At 75.0% G+C, this 20,330-nt stretch carries 21 protein-coding genes and 1 riboswitch; of the genes, 11 read left to right on the plus strand and 10 right to left on the minus strand.

Annotation, left to right across the window (positions count from 1 at the left end):
• Window positions 1-61: 61 nt before the first annotated feature.
• The 5 genes from NF338_RS15210 to NF338_RS15230 form a co-directional block, all read right to left on the minus strand.
• On the minus strand, window positions 62-847 hold the full coding sequence (locus NF338_RS15210) for a S1C family serine protease (protein WP_264031548.1): 786 nt from the start codon (window positions 845-847) through the stop codon (window positions 62-64).
• Window positions 844-1,326, minus strand: coding sequence for a hypothetical protein (locus NF338_RS15215; RefSeq protein ID WP_264031549.1), 483 nt, complete (start codon window positions 1,324-1,326; stop codon window positions 844-846). Before NF338_RS15215 ends, NF338_RS15210 begins: the two co-directional genes overlap by 4 nt.
• Window positions 1,327-1,658: 332 nt before the next feature.
• Window positions 1,659-2,030 carry a DUF1844 domain-containing protein gene (locus NF338_RS15220; protein WP_374059024.1) on the minus strand — a complete coding sequence of 124 codons (372 nt, stop codon included), beginning with the start codon at window positions 2,028-2,030 and terminating at the stop codon, window positions 1,659-1,661.
• Between the two features lie 147 nt (window positions 2,031-2,177).
• Entirely contained in the window at window positions 2,178-3,692 is a 1,515-nt protein-coding gene (locus tag NF338_RS15225) for a catalase (protein WP_264031550.1), read from the minus strand.
• A gap of 114 nt (window positions 3,693-3,806) precedes the next feature.
• A complete protein-coding gene (locus NF338_RS15230; protein WP_264031551.1) occupies window positions 3,807-4,271 on the minus strand; it encodes a Fur family transcriptional regulator in 465 nt (154 codons plus the stop codon).
• A gap of 428 nt (window positions 4,272-4,699) precedes the next feature.
• Here NF338_RS15230 and infC point away from each other — a divergent pair, with 428 nt between their 5' ends.
• The 9 genes from infC to NF338_RS15275 all read left to right on the plus strand — a co-directional run bounded on the left by infC (window position 4,700) and on the right by NF338_RS15275 (window position 13,931).
• On the plus strand, window positions 4,700-5,677 hold the full coding sequence (gene infC / locus NF338_RS15235) for a translation initiation factor IF-3 (protein ID WP_264031581.1): 978 nt from the start codon (window positions 4,700-4,702) through the stop codon (window positions 5,675-5,677).
• Between the two features lie 109 nt (window positions 5,678-5,786).
• Complete coding sequence (gene rpmI / locus NF338_RS15240; RefSeq protein WP_047233980.1) at window positions 5,787-5,981, plus strand: 50S ribosomal protein L35; 195 nt, start codon at window positions 5,787-5,789, stop codon at window positions 5,979-5,981.
• 67 nt (window positions 5,982-6,048) lie between these two features.
• Complete coding sequence (gene rplT, locus NF338_RS15245; RefSeq protein WP_024840664.1) at window positions 6,049-6,435, plus strand: 50S ribosomal protein L20; 387 nt, start codon at window positions 6,049-6,051, stop codon at window positions 6,433-6,435.
• Between the two features lie 68 nt (window positions 6,436-6,503).
• Window positions 6,504-7,397 (plus strand): TrmH family RNA methyltransferase, encoded by an 894-nt coding sequence (locus NF338_RS15250; RefSeq protein WP_264031583.1) that lies wholly within the window; start codon window positions 6,504-6,506, stop codon window positions 7,395-7,397.
• Complete coding sequence (gene thpR, locus NF338_RS15255; protein ID WP_264031552.1) at window positions 7,394-8,059, plus strand: RNA 2',3'-cyclic phosphodiesterase; 666 nt, start codon at window positions 7,394-7,396, stop codon at window positions 8,057-8,059. The genes NF338_RS15250 and thpR overlap by 4 nt, the downstream gene beginning before the upstream one ends.
• Window positions 8,060-8,349: 290 nt before the next feature.
• Complete coding sequence (gene pheS, locus NF338_RS15260) at window positions 8,350-9,477, plus strand: phenylalanine--tRNA ligase subunit alpha (RefSeq protein ID WP_264031553.1); 1,128 nt, start codon at window positions 8,350-8,352, stop codon at window positions 9,475-9,477.
• A complete protein-coding gene (gene pheT / locus NF338_RS15265; protein ID WP_264031554.1) occupies window positions 9,477-12,098 on the plus strand; it encodes a phenylalanine--tRNA ligase subunit beta in 2,622 nt (873 codons plus the stop codon). Before pheS ends, pheT begins: the two co-directional genes overlap by 1 nt.
• Window positions 12,095-12,991, plus strand: a complete 897-nt coding sequence (locus NF338_RS15270) for an SDR family oxidoreductase (RefSeq protein ID WP_264031555.1) — start codon at window positions 12,095-12,097, stop codon at window positions 12,989-12,991. Before pheT ends, NF338_RS15270 begins: the two co-directional genes overlap by 4 nt.
• A gap of 265 nt (window positions 12,992-13,256) precedes the next feature.
• Window positions 13,257-13,931 (plus strand): YceI family protein, encoded by a 675-nt coding sequence (locus tag NF338_RS15275; RefSeq protein WP_264031556.1) that lies wholly within the window; start codon window positions 13,257-13,259, stop codon window positions 13,929-13,931.
• Window positions 13,932-13,942: 11 nt separating this feature from the next.
• On the opposite strand, the gene NF338_RS15280 is transcribed toward NF338_RS15275, so the two are convergent.
• Window positions 13,943-14,143 (minus strand): hypothetical protein, encoded by a 201-nt coding sequence (locus tag NF338_RS15280; protein WP_264031557.1) that lies wholly within the window; start codon window positions 14,141-14,143, stop codon window positions 13,943-13,945.
• Between the two features lie 108 nt (window positions 14,144-14,251).
• A riboswitch (TPP riboswitch) is annotated at window positions 14,252-14,343 on the plus strand.
• Here NF338_RS15280 and thiD point away from each other — a divergent pair.
• A complete protein-coding gene (gene thiD / locus NF338_RS15285; RefSeq protein WP_264031558.1) occupies window positions 14,336-15,265 on the plus strand; it encodes a bifunctional hydroxymethylpyrimidine kinase/phosphomethylpyrimidine kinase in 930 nt (309 codons plus the stop codon). (Overlaps the previous riboswitch by 8 nt.)
• A gap of 34 nt (window positions 15,266-15,299) precedes the next feature.
• On the opposite strand, the gene NF338_RS15290 is transcribed toward thiD, so the two are convergent.
• Genes NF338_RS15290 through NF338_RS15305 form a run of 4 tightly spaced genes read right to left on the minus strand, consistent with a single transcriptional unit; the run spans window position 15,300 to window position 18,198 of the window.
• Entirely contained in the window at window positions 15,300-15,581 is a 282-nt protein-coding gene (locus NF338_RS15290; protein ID WP_264031559.1) for a hypothetical protein, read from the minus strand.
• Window positions 15,578-16,597: a quinone oxidoreductase family protein gene (locus tag NF338_RS15295; protein ID WP_264031560.1), complete on the minus strand. Its 1,020-nt coding sequence runs from the start codon at window positions 16,595-16,597 to the stop codon at window positions 15,578-15,580. The genes NF338_RS15290 and NF338_RS15295 overlap by 4 nt, the downstream gene beginning before the upstream one ends.
• 9 nt (window positions 16,598-16,606) lie before the next feature.
• Complete coding sequence (locus tag NF338_RS15300) at window positions 16,607-17,491, minus strand: ABC transporter ATP-binding protein (protein WP_264031561.1); 885 nt, start codon at window positions 17,489-17,491, stop codon at window positions 16,607-16,609.
• A complete protein-coding gene (locus tag NF338_RS15305) occupies window positions 17,488-18,198 on the minus strand; it encodes a FadR/GntR family transcriptional regulator (protein ID WP_264031562.1) in 711 nt (236 codons plus the stop codon). The genes NF338_RS15300 and NF338_RS15305 overlap by 4 nt, the downstream gene beginning before the upstream one ends.
• Before the next feature lie 311 nt (window positions 18,199-18,509).
• Here NF338_RS15305 and NF338_RS15310 point away from each other — a divergent pair, with 311 nt between their 5' ends.
• The gene (locus tag NF338_RS15310; protein ID WP_264031584.1) at window positions 18,510-20,180 is read left to right on the plus strand and encodes a 2-isopropylmalate synthase; all 1,671 of its coding nucleotides are present in this window, start codon (window positions 18,510-18,512) and stop codon (window positions 20,178-20,180) included.
• Window positions 20,181-20,330 lie beyond the last annotated feature (150 nt).

The raw sequence follows: 20,330 nt of genomic DNA on the forward strand, positions 1-20,330 counted from the left end.
GCGGTGCGGCGGGTCGTGCCGGGCCGCCGCACCGCCCCGACGGGCTCCGCTGCAGGGGTGGTCAGGCGTCGCACTCCGGGAGGGCCGTGAACGCCGACTCGTCGCCGAGCATCGTCTGGAGCGTGCTCACCGGGACGAGCAGCGACTTGTCGGTCGACGTCTTCGCGTAGACGACGCCGATCACCTCGCCGGCGTCGTTGAGCGCGGCGGAGCCGGAGCTCCCGGGCTCGACCGGGGCGTCGGTGACGAGCACCTCCCCGAGGTTCTCGTGCAACGGGTCCGTCGTCGTCCCGATCACGGAGCCCTGCGTCACCGTGAGCCGGCCGCCCTCGGGGTAGCCCACGACCGTCACCGGGTCGCCCGGCGCCGGGTCGGCCGCCGCGAGGGTCGGGGCCGACGGGAGGTCCTCCGACGTCCGGACGATCGCGAGGTCCGCGAGACCGGCCACGCTCGCGGTCTGCGCGGCGATGTCGCGGCCGTCGTAGGTGAGGAGCTGCAGCGATCGCGACGAGTCGACCACGTGCTTGTTGGTGATGAGCGTCCGGGAGTCGACGGCGAACCCCGAGCCGGTCGAGAGCCCGTCGCAGCGCACGTTGCGGATGCGCACGGCCATGCGGCGGACGGCGTCGAAGCCGTCCGCCGAGAGGTTCTCGGACCCCGCGGGGTCGTCGGGGGCGACGAGCGACGGGACGACGGTGTCCGGTACGGGCTCGGGGAGCTCTGGCAGGACGCCGCACGCCGCGAGCGAGCCGGCGAGCAGGGAGATCGAGACGAGCGACCCGACGACGCGCCCGACGGCGGCCCTGGCGACGGTCGCTGCGGCCGGCGCGGTGCTGCGGCGCGTCATCCCGCGAGCTCCTGCTGGAGCTGCGCGTTCGCGTCCGTGGCCTCCTGGCACAGCAGGTCCACCTGGTCGGCGAAGCGCTCGAGGTCCGCGGGGTCGTACGCGTCCCGGTTGTTGAGGTAGCCGATGAGCTGGGTCTGCGCCGTCGTGCACTGGCCGAGCGCGGCGGCGACCTTGCCCGCCGCCTCGGAGACCCGGCTCTGGTAGTCGAGGTACTGCTGGGACGCCTCGTTCTCGTCGCCGAGCTGCGCCTTCTCGTTGGCGAGGTCGCTGATGCGGTCCTGCGCGGCGGTGAGCTGGGTGCGCGCGGACTCGAGCTCCGCGTTCGCGCCGTCGAGCTCGGTCTGGAGCCGGGCGACGTCCTCGCCGAGGCCGCGGGCCTCGCCCTCCCAGTCCGCGCTCGACTCCTGCCACCGCGTCGTGGTGACCCACAGGTAGGCGCCCACCCCCAGGGCGGCCGCGAGGAGGAGGGACAGCACCACGATCGCCACCACGGCGCGGCGGCGGCGCGGCGGCGCCGACGCCTCCCCGGCGGCGGGCGGCGCTCCGTCCAGTCTCGGTGCGCCGACTCCGAGGGGGACGGTGGCCGCCGGGACCGTGCCCGCGCCGACGGCGGGCGACGTGCCGGGGGCTGTGGCGCGGGGGGCCGCGGAGGCCGGGGTGAACGACGGCGGCCCACCGGCCGACGACGGTGCGCCTGGGACGGCGGGCGGCGTCGTTCCCCGCGGGACGCTCTCCGGCCGGGCCGCCGACGGCGGCGGACCCTGCGGCGGCACGTGGGACGCCCCGTGCGGCGGCGGCACCGGGGGAGTGCTCAACTCACGGCGCCCGTGTACTTCTCGCCCGGGCCCTCGCCCGGGGCGTCGGGGTAGACCGACGCCTCGCGGAACGCGAGCTGGAGCGAGCGCAGCCCGTCGCGGAGCGAGCGGGCGTGCTGGTTGCCGATGTCCGGAGCGCTCGCCGTGACGAGCGCGGCGAGCGCGTTGATGAGCTTGCGCGCCTCGTCGAGGTCGAGGTGGCCCTGCTCCTGCGCGTCCTCGGCGAGCCCGCACTTGACGGCCGCGGCGCTCATGAGGTGGACGGCCGCGGACGTGATGACCTCCACGGCGGCGACGTCGGCGATGTCGCGCACCGCGTCGGTGGCAGGGTCGGGCACGGCGGCGTTCTCGGTACTCATGGCGACCATCTTTCCATCCGACGGCGGGGGAGGGGGCCCCGGGCGCGGGAGCGCAGCCGGCGCCGGCCGCTCCTGGGGACGACGTCGGCCGCCGCCCCCGGCGAGGGGCGACGGCCGGCGTGGGTGCGACCGCCCCGCAGGGCGGCCACGACGGGGTCAGGCGCGGACCGGCTCCGCCGCGGTGCCGGGCTGGCCACCCTCGACGGGCGCGCCGGTGGCGGCGAGCGCGACGCGCAGCGCGCCCCCGAGGGCCGCGTCGACGTTCGTCCAGTACGCGATCGCGCGCTCGCGGATCTCGTCGCTGCGGACGGCGCCGACGTGCCCCGTGATCGTCGCGAGGAAGCGGTCGCGCGCCGCGTCGTCGAACACCTCGCGGTAGAGCGTGCCCGCCTGCCCGAAGTCGTCGTCCTCCGGGTGCAGCGTCGCGGCGGAGCGCGTGAGCTCGCCGTCGGCCTCCCAGCCCGCCGACTCGGCGGCGCGCGCCGGGTCGGCGTGTGCGCCGCCCTGGCTGTTGGGCGCGTAGACGGGCGTGGTCGCAGAGGAGAAGGAGTAGCGCATCGCGCCGTCCTTCGCGTACGAGTGACCGCCCTCGGCCGCCGCGTGGGGAGCGTTCACGGGGAGCTGGGCGTGGTTCGTGCCCACGCGGTACCGGTGCGCGTCGGCGTAGGAGAAGATGCGCGCGAGCAGCATCTTGTCCGGGCTCGTCGCGATGCCGGGGACGAAGTTGCTCGGTGCGAACGTCGCCTGCTCGATCTGGGCGAAGTAGTTCTCCGGGTTGCGGTTGAGCTCCATCACGCCCACCTCGACCAGCGGGTAGTCCGCGTGCGGCCACACCTTGGTCAGGTCGAACGGGTTGAACCGGTAGGTCTTCGCGTCCTCGTACGGCATGACCTGGACCGAGAGCGTCCAGCGCGGGAAGTCGCCCGCGTCGATGTGGTCGTACAGGTCGCGGATGTGGTGGTCGGAGTCCGACCCGGCGAGCTGCGACGCCTCGTCGGCCGAGAGGTTGTCGATGCCCTGCGCGGTCTTGAAGTGATACTTGACCCAGAACCGCTCGCCGGCCGCGTTGATCCACTGGTACGTGTGCGAGCCGAACCCGTCCATGTGGCGCCAGCTCGACGGCAGGCCGCGGTCGCCCATGAGCCAGGTCACCTGGTGCGCCGACTCGGGGGACAGGCTCCAGAAGTCCCACTGCATGTCGTTGTCGCGCAGGTTCGAGCCGGGCAGGCGCTTCTGCGAACGGATGAAGTCGGGGAACTTGATGCCGTCGCGCAGGAAGAACACGGGCGTGTTGTTGCCGACGAGGTCGTAGTTGCCCTCGGTCGTGTAGAACTTCAGCGCGAAGCCGCGCGGGTCGCGCCACGTGTCGGGGGAGCCCTGCTCGCCGGCGACGGAGGAGAAGCGCGCGAGCATCTCGGTCGTCGTGCCGGGCTGGAAGAGGGCCGCGCGCGTGAAGGCGCTCACGTCGTTCGTCACGGTGAACGTGCCGAACGCCCCGCCACCCTTGGCGTGCACGACGCGCTCGGGCACGCGCTCCCGGTTGAACTGGGCGAGCTTCTCGACGAGGTAGTGGTCGTGCAGGACGATCGGCCCGTCGGCGCCGACGGTCTGGGCGTGGGCGTCCGAGGCGACGGGCGCGCCGGCGTTCGTGGTGGTGAAGGGGGTGGTCATGGGTCTCCTTCCGTGGGCCGCGGTCGCGGCCCGGATGGCGTTCTCATACCAGGATCTTCGTGAGAAAACGGGCGCTCTCCGAGTGCGCGAGGCCCGAGAGCGGGTCGGGGGTGGTCAGTCCGCGCAGTCGGGGCAGAGGCCCCAGAACGTCACCTCGGCGGTGTCGATCTGGAACCCCGACGTGCTGCTGGGGGTCAGGCAGGGCGCGTGGCCGACGGTGCAGTCCACGTCGGCGACGGCGCCGCAGCCCCGGCACACCACGTGATGGTGGTTGTCGCCGAGGCGGCGCTCGTAGCGCGCCGGGTGCCCGGCGGGCTCGATCCGGCGGACCAGGCCCTTGTCGGTGAGCGTGTGCAGGACGTCGTAGACCGCCTGGACCGAGACGGAGCCGAGCGACGCGCGCGCCGCCCGCAGCACGTCGTCGGCGTCGGCGTGCTGGTGCACCTCGACCGCGTCGAGCACGGCGAGGCGGGCCGCGGTGACGCGCAGGCCGTGCTCGCGCAGCTCGCCCTCGTGGCGGGCGCGCCGTGGCCCGTCCTCGAGGGTCGTCCCCGCGCCGGGCGTCGCTCCTGTCGTCATGGCACCACTCTAACCACGTAAACTGGAAGAGTTCCAATGATGGAGGAGATCCGGACTCCGGCTCCCGCCGGGGACGGAGGCCCTGCTCGCGTCTGCTATTCTTGATGGCTGACCGACTCGTGCGCGTCCCCTCGTCCGCTTCCGGGCGACGGGGTGGTGCGCGAGTGCGCAAGTGGATCTCATCCCACCCGGGTCTCGACCGTCGACGTACGTCGCGACAGAGGCCGGGTCCTGGTCCGGGACGGCTCCCTCGGGAGCCGCTCCGACGTGGTCGTCGCCCCGTGCGACGGCCCGACCTGATGGCCTCCGCCCTGCGCTCAGGGACGGAGGCCTTCTTCGTCCCGGGCGGTCTACCGACGACTTCCTAGGAGCATCACATCAGCGAGCCTCGCATCAACGATCGGATCCGCGTCCCCGAGGTCCGACTCATCGGTCCCGGCGGGGAGCAGGTCGGCGTCGTCCGCACCGAGGTTGCCCTGAGCCTTGCCCAGGACGCGGACCTCGACCTCGTCGAGGTCGCCCCGGACGCCCGGCCCCCCGTCGCCAAGCTCATGGACTTCGGCAAGTTCAAGTACGAGTCCGACATGAAGGCGCGTGAGGCGCGGCGCAACCAGGCGAACACGGTCCTCAAGGAGATCCGCTTCCGCCTGAAGATCGACCCGCACGACTACGGCACCAAGAAGGGCCACGTCGAGCGTTTCCTCGCCGCCGGCGACAAGGTCAAGGTCATGATCATGTTCCGTGGCCGCGAGCAGTCCCGCCCGGAGATGGGCGTGCGTCTGCTCCAGCGCCTCGCGGAGGACGTCGCGGAGCTCGGCTTCGTGGAGTCCATGCCGAAGCAGGACGGCCGCAACATGACCATGGTGCTCGGCCCGGTGAAGAAGAAGGCCGACGCCAAGAGCGAGCAGCGCAAGCGGGCGCAGGAGGCCGAGCCCCGGCTGACGAAGTCCGCCCAGCGCGCCGCGGCGCGGACCGGCGACGAGACCGAGGTCGAGGACCTCGACGTGCCCGCGGCCGCCGAGGTCTCCGAGACCACCGAGGCCCCTGCGGTCGAGGCTGCTCCGGCTCCGGCCGAGGACGTCGCGTCCGTCGAGGCTCCGGTGGAGGAGGCGCCCGCGCCGAAGGCCGCCCCCGCACCGAAGGCCGCTCCCGCCCCGAGGGCGGCGGCCGCGCCGAAGGCTCCTGCTGCTCCGCGATCGGCACCCGCGCCGCGTCCTGCCACGGCACCGCGTCCCGCTGCTGCCCGACCGGCCGCGGACTCGAAGCCCGCCGCGCCCCGTCCGGCACCGGCGGCTCCGTCCGCGCCGGCCACCGGCGCCAAGCCGGCGGCCCCCAAGCCTGCCGCGCCCAAGCCGAGCGCCCCGCGCCCGGCGCCCAAGCCGGCACCGCGAGGCAAGGCCGGCTGACGGCCGGCTGCACAGACCGACCCTGCTCGGGGTCCGGGCCCACCGGCCAGGACCCGAACACGTCGGCCGCCGCGAGGCGGCTGACCGGACACAAGGAGAGACGGCAGTCATGCCGAAGAACAAGACGCACTCGGGTGCCAAGAAGCGCTTCCGCATCACGGGTACCGGCAAGGTCATGCGCGAGCAGGCCAACGCTCGACACCTGCTCGAGCACAAGGCCACCAAGCGCAAGCGCCGCCTCGCCCAGGACCAGGTGGTCTCGCCCGCCGACGTCAAGACCATCAAGAAGCTGCTCGGCAAGTGACCCGGCAGGTGGCGGGACCCGCCACCGACCGGCTCACCCCTGAGCCCCGAACTGCAAGGAGCATCACGTGGCACGCGTGAAGCGGGCGGTCAACGCCCAGAAGAAGCGCCGTACGACCCTCGAGCGCGCCAGCGGCTACCGCGGCCAGCGCTCGCGCCTCTACCGCAAGGCGAAGGAGCAGGTCACCCACTCCCTCGTCTACTCCTACCGTGACCGCAAGGCGCGCAAGGGCGACTTCCGCAAGCTGTGGATCCAGCGCATCAACGCGGCGTCGCGCGCGCAGGGCCTGACGTACAACCGCCTCATCCAGGGCCTCAAGGCCGCGGGTGTCGAGGTCGACCGTCGCCTGCTCGCCGAGCTCGCGGTCAACGACGTGGCCGCGTTCAACGCGCTGGTCCAGGTCGCGAAGGACGCGCTCCCCGAGGACGTCAACGCGCCGAAGGCCGCAGCCTGACCGGCACCTCACCTGGCCGCACGTCGGCCCCGGACGCCCGGTCGGCGCCCGGTCCGCTCGACCCCACGCTGACGAACCCTCGCAGCGACCGGGTCAAGGCGGTCCGTGCGCTGGCCGGGCGTCCGGCGCGTTCGCGGCACGGACAGCTCCTCGTGGAGGGCCCCCAGGGCGTGCGCGAGGCCGTGCGGCTCGCGCCGGACCGGGTGCGTGACGTCTACGTGACGCCGACGGCGGGCGAGCGGTATCCGGAGATCGTCGGGGACGCCCGCGCGGCGGGGCTGCACGTCCACGTCGCGACGGCCGAGGTGCTGACCGCGATGAGCGCCGACGCGCAGGGCGTGCTCGCCGTCGTCCGCACGCAGGAGCCGACGCTCCCGGACGTCGTCAGCATGCTGGTGGCCCCCGGGAGGGAGCGCCCCGCCCTCGTCGCGGTGCTCGCGACGGTCCGCGACCCCGGGAACGCGGGGACGGTGATCCGGGCCGCCGACGCGGCGGGCGCGGACGCGGTCGTGCTCGCGGGCGAGAGCGTGGACGTGCACAACCCCAAGGTCGTGCGCTCGACGGCCGGCTCGCTGTTCCACGTGCCCGTGGTGACGGGCGTGAGCCTGGGGGACGCCCTGGCCGCGCTGCGGGGCGCCGGGCTCACGGTCCTGGCGGCCGACGGCGCGGGGGACCTGGACCTGGACGACCTGCTCGACGTGGCGGGCACCGCGGACGCCGGGACCGGCGCCGGCACCACACGCCGCGTCGACCTCGCCGCGCCCACGGCCTGGGTCTTCGGGAACGAGGCCTGGGGCCTGCCTGCGGAGGACCGGGCGCTGGCCGACGCCGTCGTGCGCGTACCGATCCGCGGTCGGGCCGAGTCCCTGAACCTCGCGACGGCTGCGACGGTGTGCCTCTACGCCTCGAGCCGGGCGCACCGACCCGCCCGGGGTCCGGCGGCCTCGGACGAGGACGCGTGAGCCTGTTCGCCGCGCTCTACCCGAGCGCCGCGGCGCTCGACCACCTCGCGCTCGCGCTGTCGGGCGCGAGCGCCCAGGAGTCGCGTCGCCCGGACGGCGCCCCGCTCGTGCGGTGGACCCCGCCCGAGCTGTGGCACGTCACGGTCTCGTTCTTCGGGGACGTGCCGGACGGGTCGGTCCCCGACCTCGCGGCCGCGCTCGGCCCGGTCGCGGGCGAGGCAGCGCCGCTGTCCCTGCGGCTGCGCGGCGCGGGCGTCTTCGACCGGCGGGTGCTGTGGGTCGGCGTCGGGGGCGCCGACGCGGACGCGCTCCGCGACCTCAGCGCGGCCGTCGCGGAGGCGGCCGGGGACGCCGGCGTCCGCGTCGACCGGCGGCCGCGGCAGCGTGCCCACCTGACCGTGGCGCGCGCGGCCGCAGGTGCCCGCCAGGCCCGCCGTCGTGCGCGCCCCGGTGGCCGCGCCCCGGGTGCCCACGCAGACGCGCGCACGGCAGGCGACCCGCTCGCGGGGCCCGCCGCGGCGCTCTCCGTCTACGCGGGGCCCGACTGGACCGTGAGCGAGCTCCACCTCGTCGAGTCCGCGTCCGGCGACCTGCCGGGGGACGCGTCCGGCCGTCGCGTGTACCGGACGGTCGAGGCGCTGCCGCTCTCCGGCGGCGTCTGAGCGCACGACCGGTGCGCGAGCGCCTGTGCCATCATGGCTGTCATGAGCAAGCACGGTGGTCGTCGATTTCCCGGGCCCGTCACGGGCCCGCGCGACTGACGCGTGCACCACTCCCGCCTGCGGCGGGACGGACCGGGGCCGGACGGGCGCCCTAGAATGACGGCGACGCGCGCACGAGCGCGCGCACGCGCGCGCCCCGTGCGCCGCGCCCCCGCGGGACGACCTCTGAGCAGATGCCTGCCCGGGCTGTCGCCCGCTCCCGCAGTCCCGCCCTCGCCAGGAAGGCACGCATGTCCAGCCCTGACGCCGACGTCGTCACCCCCGTCACGGGGGACGGCGGCCCGGACACCCCGACCGCTCCCTCCCCGCTCGACGCCGACGCGCTCCAGCACGCGCTCGACGCCGCCCTCGCCGCGATCGCCGGGGCCGGCGACCTCGACGCGCTCAAGCTCGTGCGTACCGAGCACACGGGCGACCGCAGCGCGCTCGCGCTCGCGAACCGCCAGATCGGCTCGCTCGCGCCGGCGGACAAGAAGACCGCCGGCAAGCTCCTCGGCCCGCTCCGCGGTCGCGTGAACCAGGCGCTCGCCGCGCGCCAGGCCGAGCTCGAGGCCGAGCGCGACGAGCGCGTGCTCGTCGAGGAGGCCGTGGACGTCACGCTCCCGGTCGACCGCGTGCCCGCGGGCGCGCGGCACCCGCTGGAGACGCTCCAGGAGCGCGTGGCCGACTTCTTCGTCGGCCTCGGCTGGGAGATCGCCGAAGGACCCGAGGTCGAGGCCGAGTGGTTCAACTTCGACGCGCTGAACTTCGGCGTCGACCACCCGGCGCGGCAGATGCAGGACACGTTCTACGTCGCGGGCCCGGCCGAGGGACCGGACGGTCCGCACGCCCCGTCGAACCTCGTGCTGCGCACGCACACGTCACCCGTGCAGGCGCGTTCGCTCCTGGAGCGCGGCGTGCCGCTGTACGTCGCGTGCCCGGGCAAGACGTTCCGCACCGATGCGCTCGACGCCACGCACACGCCCGTCTTCCACCAGGTCGAGGGCCTGGCGATCGACGAGGGCCTGACGATGGCGAACCTGCTGGGGACGCTCGACGCGTTCGCGCGCGCGATGTTCGGCCCCGAGGCGCGCACGCGCCTGCGACCGAGCTACTTCCCGTTCACCGAGCCGAGCGCCGAGATGGACCTGTGGTTCCCGCAGAAGAAGGGCGGGCCCGGCTGGATCGAGTGGGGCGGCTGCGGCATGGTCAACCCGAACGTGCTGCGGTCCGTCGGGGTCGACCCGGACGTGTACTCGGGCTTCGCGTTCGGCATGGGCATCGAGCGCACGCTCATGCTGCGCCACGGGATCGCGGACATGCACGACATGGTGGAGGGCGACGTGCGCTTCTCCGCCCAGTTCGGAACGGAGATCTGATGCCCTACGTCGCCATCGACTGGTTGGGCGACCACGTCGAGCTGCCCGCGGGGCTCACCGCCGAGCGGCTCGCCGCCGACCTCGTCCGCGTCGGCTTGGAGGAGGAGGCGATCCACGGTGCTGCCGTGACGGGTCCCCTCGTCGTCGGGCGCGTCGTGGAGATGACGCCCGAGCCGCAGAAGAACGGCAAGACGATCAACTGGTGCCTGGTCGACGTCGGCCCGGAGCACAACGTCGCCGAGATCAAGGGCGTCGACCCCGCCGACGTGCCGGCCGGCGGCGCGCGCGGCATCGTGTGCGGCGCGCACAACTTCGCGCCGGGCGACCTCGTCGTCGTCGCGCTGCCGGGCTCCGTCCTGCCCGGGCCGTTCGCCATCGCGAGCCGCAAGACGTACGGGCACGTGTCCGACGGCATGATCTGCTCGCAGCGCGAGCTCGGGCTCGGCGAGGACCACGACGGCATCATCGTGCTGCCGCGGCTCGGGTACGCGGCCGAGGACCTGACCCCGGGGCAGGACGCCGTCGCGCTGCTCGGGCTCGGTGACGAGGTGCTCGAGATCAACGTGACGCCGGACCGCGGGTACGCGTTCTCCTACCGCGGCGTCGCGCGCGAGTTCTCGCACTCGACGGGCGCGCGCTTCACCGACCCCGGCCTGCCGGGCTCGCTGCCGACCCCGCCGCCCGCCGCGACGCCCGACGGCTTCCCCGTCGAGGTGGACGACGCGGCGCCGGTCCACGGCGTCGTCCGGTGCGACCGCTTCGTCACGCGGGTCGTGCGGGGGATCGACCCCGCGGCGCAGACCCCCGCGTGGATGCAGCGCCGGCTCACGGCGTCGGGCATGCGGCCGATCTCGCTCGCGGTCGACGTGACGAACTACGTCATGCTCGACCTGGGCCAGCCGCTGCACGCGTACGACCTCGAGCAGGTCGCGGCGCCGATCGTCGTGCGTCGCGCCGCACCGGGCGAGCGTCTGGTGACTCTCGACGACGCGGACCGAGCGCTCGACCCCGAGGACCTGCTCATCACGGACAGCCCCGAGGGCGCGCGCGCGTCGCGCGTGCTCGGGCTCGCGGGCGTCATGGGCGGGGCCTCCTCGGAGGTCGGTCCGACGACGACGGCCGTGCTCGTCGAGGCCGCGCACTTCGACCCGGTGACGGTCGCGCGCACGTCGCGCCGCCACAAGCTGTCGAGCGAGGCGGCGAAGCGGTTCGAGCGCGGCGTCGACCCGCTGCTGCCCGCGGTCGCGGCGCAGCGCGTGGTCGACCTCCTCGTCGAGCTCGGCGGTGGGACCGCGGACCCGGCCGTGAGCGACCTCGACCGCGTCGCCGCGCCCACCGCGATCCGGCTCCCCGTGGGCGAGGCCGCGCGCCTCGTCGGGGTGCCCTACACGCTGGAGCAGGTCGTCGGGACGCTCGGCGCGATCGGGTGCACGGTCGAGGCGGACGACGTGGACGCCACGGGTGTGCTCGTGGTGACCCCGCCGTCGTGGCGGCCCGACCTCACGGAGCCCGCTGAGCTCGTGGAGGAGGTCGCGCGTCTCGTCGGCTACGACGAGATCCCGTCCCTGCTGCCCGCCGCTCCCGGCGGTCGCGGGCTCACGCGCGAGCAGCGCGTGCGCCGGTCGGTCGCCCGGGCGCTCGCGGAGGACGGGTTCGTCGAGACGCTGAGCTACCCGTTCGTCGGGGACGCGGAGCTCGACGCGCTGCGCCTGCCCGCGGACGACGAGCGCCGCGGGGCGCTGCGCCTGCTCAACCCGCTCGCCGACGACCGGCCGCTGATGCGCACCGACCTCCTGAGCACGCTGTTGGAGACCGCGCGCCGCAACGTCGGCCGCGGGCTGGGCGACGTCGCGCTGTTCGAGGTGGGCCTCGTGACGCACCCGCGGGCGGGAGCGCCCGCAGCGCCCGCGCTGCCGGGCGGCGTCCGGCCGTCCGACGACCAGCTCGCCGCGATCGACGCGTCGCTCCCGGCGCAGCCGCGCCACGTGGCGGGCGTCCTCGTCGGTCGCCGCGTGCGCGCCGGCTGGTGGGGAGCGGGCCGTGCCGCGGACTGGACCGACGCGCTCGCGGCGGCCCGGCTCGTGGTGGAGCGTGCCGGCCTCCACGTGGGCGCCGATGTGTCCGTCGTGGCCGACACGGCGCGCGCCCCGTTCCACCCGGGCCGCTGCGCGCGCCTGGAGCTCGCGGACGGGACCGTGGTCGGGCACGCGGGCGAGCTGCACCCCAAGGTGCTGGAGAACCTCGGCCTGCCCGCGCGCACGGTGGCGTTCGAGGTCGACCTGTCCGCGGTCGTCGCCGCCTCGTCGGACGAGCCCGTGCAGGCGACGCCCGTCTCGGGCTTCCCGGCCGCCAAGGAGGACCTCGCGTTCGTGGTGGACGCCGGCGTGACCGCGCAGGCGCTGCGCGACGCGATCGTCGACGGTGCCGGGGACCTGGTCGAGGACGTCGCGCTGTTCGACGTCTTCACCGGCGAGCAGGTCGGCGCCGGGCGCAAGTCGCTGGCGTTCTCGCTGCGACTGCGCGCCGCCGACCGCACGCTGACGGCGGACGACGTCGCGCGCGTCCGCGAGGGTGCCGTGACGGCCGCGCGCGAGCGCGTGGGCGCGGAGCTGCGGGCGTGAGCGCTGACGACGCGGGCCTGGTGGGCGCGGCGGGCACCGTCGCGCCCGCCCGGACGGCGCTCGTCACCGGCGCGTCGCGCGGCATCGGCCGCGCGATCGCGGTCGGCCTGGCCGCGGCCGGGGTCGACGTCGCGCTCCTCGCGCGCGACGCCGACCGGCTCGCGGGCGTGGCGGACGAGATCGGCGCCCTGACCGACAGCGGTGCGGGGCGCGCGGTCGTGGTCACGGCGGACGTCACGGACGCCGCGGCGGTCGCGGCGGCGGTCGGGGACGTACAGGACGCCCTCGGGAGCGTCGACCTGCTCGTCAACAACGCGGGTCGCGTGGACGCCGAGGTGCCGCTCTGGGAGGCGGACCCCGACGAGTGGTGGGCGATCGTCGAGACCAACGTGCGCGGACCCTTCCTCCTCGCGCGCGCCGTCGTCCCGGGGATGCTCGCGCGCGGGGGTGGCCGCGTCGTCGACCTCAACAGCGGCGCGGGCTCGCACGACATGGACGGTGCGAGCGCGTACAACGCCAGCAAGACGGCGCTCCTGCGGCTCGGCGCGAACCTGCACCGGTCCGGGTTCGCGCGCGGGCTGCGCACCTTCGAGGTCTCGCCGGGGGTCGTGCAGACCGACATGACGGCGTCGATGGTCATGCACGAGGGCCGCACCGAGTGGACCCCGGTGGAGCGTACGGTCGAGATGGTCGTCGCGATCGCGCGCGGCGAGCTCGACGCGTTCTCCGGCGCGTTCGTGCGCGTGACGCACGACTCCCCGGAGTCGTTGCGCGCCGCGGCCGAGGAGGCCCTGGACCGCGGAGACGCCCTGCCCGGCCCCGACGCGCGGCGGCTGCGCGTCACGCGCTGGGGCGCGGACGACCCGATGCCGGGAGAGCTCCCGGCGCGCTGAGGTCCCGTCGGCGCCGGACGCGACCACCCGGGGGCGTCGCGGACCCGCCGCAGCTCGACGAGCGCCGTCCGACCTCTCCGGGTCGGGCGGCGCTCGTGCGCCCAGGGACTGCGGCTCCCAGGGGCCGTGGACGGCGCGTGCGCGGGGGAGATCACCCGGCATCTGGTTGAAACTTCACTCACTCATCGGGGATGCTGTCCTGGACACCTGACCAAGTACCGGGCGGACACCGACGTCGCGGCTCGACGACGCCTGGGAGCGACGGATGACGACGGCACGCCCTGTCCGGCAGTGGAACGGCCTCACCGTTCCCGAGGCCGGTACCTACGCCCTGGACGAGGCGCACAAGCGCATCGGGTTCACCGGGATGCACATGATGGTGTCGCCCGTCCGGGGCGAGTTCACCCGGGCGCGCGCGACGATCCTGGTCGGCGAGGACCCGCTCGCGTCCGCCGTCTCCGCGACCATCGAGACGGCGAGCCTCACGACCCACCACGAGGAGCGCGACGCGCACCTGCGCAGCCCCGACTTCCTCGACGTCGACGCCTACCCGACGATCGAGTTCCGCAGCACGTCGGTCACGTGGCAGGGCGAGCAGCAGGACCAGATCCTCGCGTGGGCGCGGCTGCGGAACCGCTCGCCCGAGCGTGCCGAGCTCGCGCCGGAGCGGGTGCAGCCGCGGGCGGCGCAGGCGGGACGTTTCCTCGTCGACGGGCTGCTCACCGTCCGGGGCGTCACGCACCGGACCACGCTGTCGATGCAGTACGGGGGCGCGCGCCGCGACCCCTACGGCCGGGACATCTTCGGTTTCCACGCCGCGGCCGAGATCGACCGCGAGAGCTTCGGCCTCGTCTGGAACGTGCTCCTCGAGACCGGGGGGTTCCTCGTCGGCAAGAAGATCGGCCTCGAGATCGCGGGGGAGGCGATCCACCAGGCCTGACGTCCGGTCCGTCAGGGTGCGTCGCGCACGACCGCCGCACGGGCGACCCAGACGTGCCACACGCCGCGCACGGGGTGGGCGTGCTCGAAGGCGACACGGTCGCCGTCCTCGTGCGTCACGACGCCGGTGAGCACGACGCGGCGGCCGCGGCGGTCGACGGTCGTCCAGCGGGCGGGGACCGGACGACGCAGCGGCGTCGCGGAGCCCGGCACGGGGCGGCGGGAGGGTCGGTCGTGCGGCATACCCAGGAGGACGCCGTCGCGCACGAGTTCTCGCGCACGAGAACGGGTGAAACCCTCCGGCGCCCAGGACGTAGCATGGCGAGCGACACGGGGTGCCCGCGAGGGCTGAGATGAGACCCGTCGAACCTGCTCTGGCTCGTACCAGCGAAGGGATGTCCGGCGATGACGCTCGCCCTGCCCCAGCACGACCCCGCCTGCCCGCCCGGTCCCGACAGCAGGACCGGTGCCCGCCCCTCGCGTCCGCGCGTCCTCTCGATCGCCGGGACCGACCCGACCGGGGGCGCGGGCATCCAGGCGGACCTCAAGTCCTTCGCCGCGCACGGCGCCTACGGCATGGCCGTCACGACGGCGCTCGTCGCGCAGAACACGCACGGCGTGCGGTCCGTGCACGTCCCCGGACCCGCGTTCCTGCGCGAACAGCTCGACGCGGTGTCCGACGACGTCGAGATCGACGCCGTGAAGATCGGCATGGTGGCCGACGAGGCCAACGCGCGCGAGATCGGGGCGTGGCTCGACGCGCTCGCCACCGCCCGCGCCCGCGTCGGTCTCCCGCGGCCCTGGGTGGTCCTCGATCCCGTCATGGTCGCCACGTCGGGGCACCGCCTGCTCGACGCGGGCGCGGAGCAGGCCGTGCGCGACCTCGCGGCGCGGGCCCACGTCGTCACCCCCAACCTCCCCGAGCTGGCCGTCCTCGCCGGGCAGGACGTCGCCACGACGTGGGACGACGCGCTGCGCCAGGCGACGTCGTACGCGGGGACCAGCCGCGCCGTCGTGCTGCTCAAGGGCGGTCACCTCACGGGCGCGACGTCGCCCGACGCGCTCGTGGTGCCAGGGACGACCCTGGGCACGGCGTCGGTGGTGGCGACGTTCGACGCGGTGCGCGTGGACACGCCGCACACCCACGGCACGGGGTGCTCGCTCTCCGCGGCGCTCGCAGCCCTGCGACCGCAGCGCGACGGCTGGGAGGATGCCGCGCGCGACGCCAAGGAGTGGCTCACGGCCGCGCTGCGGGCCGGTGCCGCGCTGCGGGTCGGGACGGGCCGCGGGCCGGTCGACCATCTGCACGCGACGTCGCCCGTCGCGTCGCACTGAGCGCCGACCCGCGCACGAGCCATCGGCACGTGGGTCAGGCGCGTGCGACGTCCTCCTCAGCCGTCGCGTAGACGCAGTCGTAGCCCGGCGGGGACCAGCGCCACCGCGTGTCGACGTCACGGATCGCGACGCCCTCGGGGCGGTCGGCGACGCACGCGTCCGCCTGCTGGCGGAGGCCGACCGTCACCCAGTACACGGCGAACGCCGCGGTGAGCAGGACGGCGAGGACCGTCACGGCGCGGCGCAGGGCGGGGGAGGGGCCGCCGTCGGACCCGTCCTCCTCGCCCGGCCGCGCGGGCACCCAGTCCCAGCTCACGCGGTGCCCGCGCCCGCGGCCCGTGCCGCTGCGTCAGGGACGAGCAGGACCTTGCCCGTGGTCGCGCGGCCCTCCAGCGCCCGGTGCGCGTCGGCGGCGTCGGCGAGCGGGAACGTGGCGCCGACGCGCACGTGCAGCGTGCCGCCCGCGACCGCGCCCAGCACCTCGGTCGCGCGCTCGACGAGCTCGGCCCGCGTCGCCGTGTGGTCGGCGAGCTTGGGGCGCGTGAGGAAGAGCGACCCGCCCGCGTTGAGGCGCTGCGGGTCGAACGGCGGGACCTGGCCGGACGAGCCCCCGTAGAGCACGAGCGTGCCCCGGCGGTGCAGCGACGCGAGCGACGCGTCGAACGTGTCCTTGCCGACCGAGTCGTACACCGCCGCGACGCCCTCGCCGCCCGTGAGCCCGCGCACGACCTCGGGCAGCTCGGCGGTGAGGTCCGCGAACGCCGTGTACTGGATCGCGTGCTCGGCGCCCGCGCCGTGGGACAGCTCCGCCTTCTCGGGTGTCGAGACCGTCGAGATCACGTGCGCCCCGCGTGCGACGAGCATCTGGGTCAGGAGCAGCCCGACGCCGCCCGCGCCCGCGTGCACGAGCACCCGGTCGCCCGGGCGGACCGGGTACGACGACGTGCACAGGTAGTGCGCGGTGAGGCCCTGGAGCGCGACGGCGGTCGCGTCCTCGAGCGACACGGCGTCGGGGACGTGCAGCGCCTGCGCCGCGTCCACGACGACGAGGTCCGCGTACGACCCCGGCGCCTCGGTCCACACGACGCGGTCGCCGACGGCGAACCCCTCGACGCCGTCGCCCAGCCCGGCGACGACGCCCGCCCCCTCGCTGCCCACGACGTGCGGGTACTCCATCGCGTACACGCCCGAGCGCTTGTACGTGTCGATGAAGTTCACGCCCGCCACGGCGGACCGGACGAGGAGCTGCCCGGGACCCGGCGAGGGGTCGGTCAGCTCGGTGTACTCCAGGACGTCGGGGCCGCCCGCCGCGCGGGCCACGATCGCGTGCATGGCCCCAGCCTAGGGTCGAGCGGCTGCCGGGGCCGCAGCCGGGTCTGCCACGGCGCGGGACGCCGTCCCGAGGGCGGCCGCGTCGTCGCCGACGAGGCGGGGCGGACGCGCGTGCCCGGCCGTCGCGTGCCAGCGCCCGAACCGGCGCTCGACGTGCACCGGGTGGTCGAAGCAGCGCGTGACGTGCTCCGTGACGAGCACGTCCTCCGCGGCTCCCGCGACGACGACGCGGCCGTGCGCGAGCAGGAGCGCGTGGCTGGTCGTGGTCGGCAGCTCCTCGAGGTGGTGCGTCACCAGCACCGAGGCGACGTGCGGCCGGGTCGCGCGCACGGCGTCGAGCGTCTCGAGGAGCTGCTCGCGCGCGGCGACGTCGAGCCCGGTGGACGGTTCGTCGAGCAGCAGGAGGGCGGGATCGGGCAGGAGGGCGCGCGCCACGAGCGCTCGCCCGCGCTCGCCCTGGGAGAGCGTCGGCCAGGGGTCGTGCGCGCGGTGGGCAAGACCGAGGTCGGCGACGAGGCCCCGGGCGAGGTCGACCTCGTCCGGGGTCGGCTGCCAGCGCGGGCGCCAGTCGACGGTCCCCGTGAGACCGGTCAGGGTCACCTCGAGCACGGTCAGCGGCGAGCGCAGGTCGTGACGCGGGTCGACGTGGCCGATGCGGCGGTGCAACGTCTGGATGTCCACGCGGCCCAGGCGCTCGCCGAGCACGTGGACCGTGCCCCGGGTCGGGTGGCGGCGCGCCCCGCAGAGCCCGAGGATCGTGCTCTTGCCCGCCCCGTTCGGGCCGAGCAGCGCCCAGTGCTCGCCCGCCCGGACGACGAGGTCGACGCCGTCGAGGATCGCCCGCCCCTCCCGCACCAGGTCGACGCCGCGCAGGGACAGGACCTCCGCGCTCACCGCTCGCCACCCGCTGCGCCGGCGCCGCGACCGGCGACCTTCGCGTGGACGGCGGCGAGGTGCTTGCGCGCCGCCGCGGACGCGCGGACGGCGTCGCGCTCGCGCACCGCGTCGAGGATCGCCTCGTGCGCGTCCTGGTCGTGCCGGTGCGCCTCGCCCGCACGGTCGAGGTCGACCATCGCGACCATCGCGCGGCGCAGTCGTGGGACGAAGGTCGCGAACAGCTCGCCCAGCACCGCGTTGTGCGCGGCGTCGACGACCGCCCGGTGGAAGACGAGGTCCGCGTCCACGTACTCGGCGGCCGACGACGTCGCCGGGACCTGCCCGCGACGCGCGAGCGCCGTCGTCATCGCCCGGAGGTCGGCGGGGGTGCGGCGTGTGGCGGCGAGGCCCGCGGCCTCCGCCTCGAGCGCGGCGCGCACCTCCAGCACGTCGACGATCTCCCCGCGGCGCAGCACCTCGTCCCAGTCGTCCGCGGTGTCGGTCGACACGACGTACACGCCCGACCCCTGCCGGCTGTCGAGCACGCCGCGCCCCGCGAGCTGGCGGATCGCCTCGCGGACGGTCGAGCGCCCGACGCCGAGCTCGGTCGCGAGCGTCTGCTCGCCGGGCAGCCGGTGGTCGAGGGGCCAGACGCCGGAGCGCACGCGGTCGAGCAGGAGCTCGGCCGCCTGGTCCGCGAGGGGGCGCCGCTGCAGCGCGTTCATGGATTACCTCTCAGGTTGTCTGAGGACTTGTTCGGCGCTAGCGTACCCGGCATGTCCTGGACGGCGCTCCTCCTTCGGCGCCACGGCGGGGTCTGACCGGACCGGCTCCCCGCCGTGGGGAACCGTCGCGCGCCGGTCGCCCACCGCCCCGCCCTCGCGGGGCGCGACCCGAAGGACAGACCATGACCGCTCCCACCTCCGCCGCGCGCACCCCCGACGTCTCGACCGATCCCTGGACCGACGCCTCGACCGTCCTCCCGACCGACGGGGGCGAGGCCAGGCCCTCCTGGAACCGCCAGCGCCCCTCGCGCATGCCCTCGTTCCGCTATGCCGACGTCCACGCCCAGGTCGACGTGCCGGAGCTGCCCGACCGCCGCTGGCCCTCGCGCCGCCTCACCCAGGCACCGCTGTGGGTCCCGGTCGACCTGCGCGACGGCAACCAGGCGCTCGCGGAGCCGATGGACCCGGCGCGCAAGCGCCGCTTCTTCGAGCTGCTCGTCGCCATGGGCTACACCGAGATCGAGGTGGGCTACCCGTCGGCGTCGCAGACCGACTTCGACTTCGTGCGCCTGCTCGCCGAGACCGACCTCGCGCCCGAGCACGTCACGGTCGTCGTGTTCACCGCGGCGCGATCGGACCTCATAGCGCGCACGTTCGAGGCCGTTCGTGGGCTGCGCAACCCCGTCGTCGTCCACGTGTACACCGCGACCGCGCCCGTCTGGCGCGACGTCGTCCTCGGCCGCGACCGCGAGGACCTCGCGCGTCTCGTCACGGACGCCGGGGCCGACGTGCTGCGCCACGCCGGCGACGACCCGCGCGTCCGCTTCGAGTTCTCGCCCGAGGTGTTCAACCTCACCGAGCCCGACTACGTGCTCGACGTGTGCGACCGGATGACGACGCTCTGGGACGCGACGCCCGAGCGCCCCGTGATCCTCAACCTCCCCGCCACGGTCGAGGTCGCCACGCCCAACGTCTACGCCGACCAGATCGAGTACATGGACCGCCACCTCGCGCGGCGCGACTCCGTGATCCTCTCCGTGCACCCGCACAACGACCGCGGGACCGGCGTCGCGTGCGCCGAGCTCGCCGTCCTCGCCGGGGCGCAGCGCGTCGAGGGATGCCTCTTCGGCAACGGCGAGCGCACCGGGAACGTCGACCTCGTCACCCTCGGCCTCAACCTCCACGCGCAGGGCGTCGACCCGATGGTCGACTTCTCCGACCTCGACGGGATCCGCGACGTCGTCGTCGCGTGCAACCGGATCGACGTGCACCCGCGCCACCCCTACGTGGGCGAGCTGGTCCACACCGCCTACTCCGGCACGCACCAGGACGCGATCCGCAAGGGCATGGAACGCCACCGGGCCGACGCCGCGGCGTCGGGCCTCGACCCCGCGGTGGCGCCGTGGCGCGTGCCCTACCTGCCGGTCGACCCTGTCGACCTCGGGCGGTCGTACGAGGCCCTCGTCCGCGTGAACAGCCAGTCCGGGAAGGGCGGCGTCGCGTACGTGCTGCACTCCGTGCACGGCCTCGACCTGCCTCGCGGCCTCCAGGTCGACCTCGCGCGCCGCGTCCAGGAGCACGCCGACGCCACCGGCGCCGAGGTGACGCCCGACGCGCTCCTCGCGCTGTTCGACGCGGCCTACGCCCGGCCCGGCGCCGTCGAGCCGGTCTCCTGGACGAGCCGCCGCGCCGGCGACGGTACCGAGCGCCTCGACCTCGTGCTCACCGTCGACGGCGCACAGGTCACCACGTCCGGGACCGGGGCCGGAGCGGTCGACGCCCTGGCCGACGCGCTCGCCCGCCTCGGCCGGGCCGTCGAGATCCTCGCGCTCACCCAGCAGTCCGTCGGCACCGGCAGCGATGCCACAGCGATCACCTACCTCGAGCACCGCGGTCCCGACGGCGCCCCGCGCTGGACCGTGGGCCGCGACACCTCCGTCCTCGGCGCGAGCGTCCGCGCCGTCTGCGCGGCGGCAGTCTGAGGTCGTCGGGTCCCCGGCCCTCGTCCGAGCCGTACACCTGGTGACGAGAGGGGAGAAGTGGCCCCACGAGCGGGGTCTGATGGGGCCACTTCTCGCCTCTGGCCGGAACGTTCACGGCCGAGGCGACAGGGTCGACCCACGGTTCAGCCG

This window comes from Cellulosimicrobium sp. SH8 (genome assembly GCF_025818875.1).
GTDB lineage: Bacteria > Actinomycetota > Actinomycetes > Actinomycetales > Cellulomonadaceae > Cellulosimicrobium > Cellulosimicrobium cellulans_D.

Bases quoted from the DNA above. Each gene is read 5' to 3' on its own strand.
- NF338_RS15295 (WP_264031560.1), bottom strand. From the start codon at position 16,597: ATGCACGCGATCGTGGCCCGCGCGGCGGGCGGCCCCGACGTCCTGGAG.
- pheT (WP_264031554.1), top strand. From the start codon at position 9,477: ATGCCCTACGTCGCCATCGACTGGTTGGGCGACCACGTCGAGCTGCCC.
- NF338_RS15210 (WP_264031548.1), bottom strand. From the start codon at position 847: ATGACGCGCCGCAGCACCGCGCCGGCCGCAGCGACCGTCGCCAGGGCC.
- thiD (WP_264031558.1), top strand. From the start codon at position 14,336: ATGACGCTCGCCCTGCCCCAGCACGACCCCGCCTGCCCGCCCGGTCCC.
- NF338_RS15275 (WP_264031556.1), top strand. From the start codon at position 13,257: ATGACGACGGCACGCCCTGTCCGGCAGTGGAACGGCCTCACCGTTCCC.
- NF338_RS15225 (WP_264031550.1), bottom strand. From the start codon at position 3,692: ATGACCACCCCCTTCACCACCACGAACGCCGGCGCGCCCGTCGCCTCG.
- pheS (WP_264031553.1), top strand. From the start codon at position 8,350: ATGTCCAGCCCTGACGCCGACGTCGTCACCCCCGTCACGGGGGACGGC.
- NF338_RS15305 (WP_264031562.1), bottom strand. From the start codon at position 18,198: ATGAACGCGCTGCAGCGGCGCCCCCTCGCGGACCAGGCGGCCGAGCTC.
- rpmI (WP_047233980.1), top strand. From the start codon at position 5,787: ATGCCGAAGAACAAGACGCACTCGGGTGCCAAGAAGCGCTTCCGCATC.
- NF338_RS15230 (WP_264031551.1), bottom strand. From the start codon at position 4,271: ATGACGACAGGAGCGACGCCCGGCGCGGGGACGACCCTCGAGGACGGG.
- NF338_RS15220 (WP_374059024.1), bottom strand. From the start codon at position 2,030: ATGGTCGCCATGAGTACCGAGAACGCCGCCGTGCCCGACCCTGCCACC.
- NF338_RS15310 (WP_264031584.1), top strand. From the start codon at position 18,510: ATGCCCTCGTTCCGCTATGCCGACGTCCACGCCCAGGTCGACGTGCCG.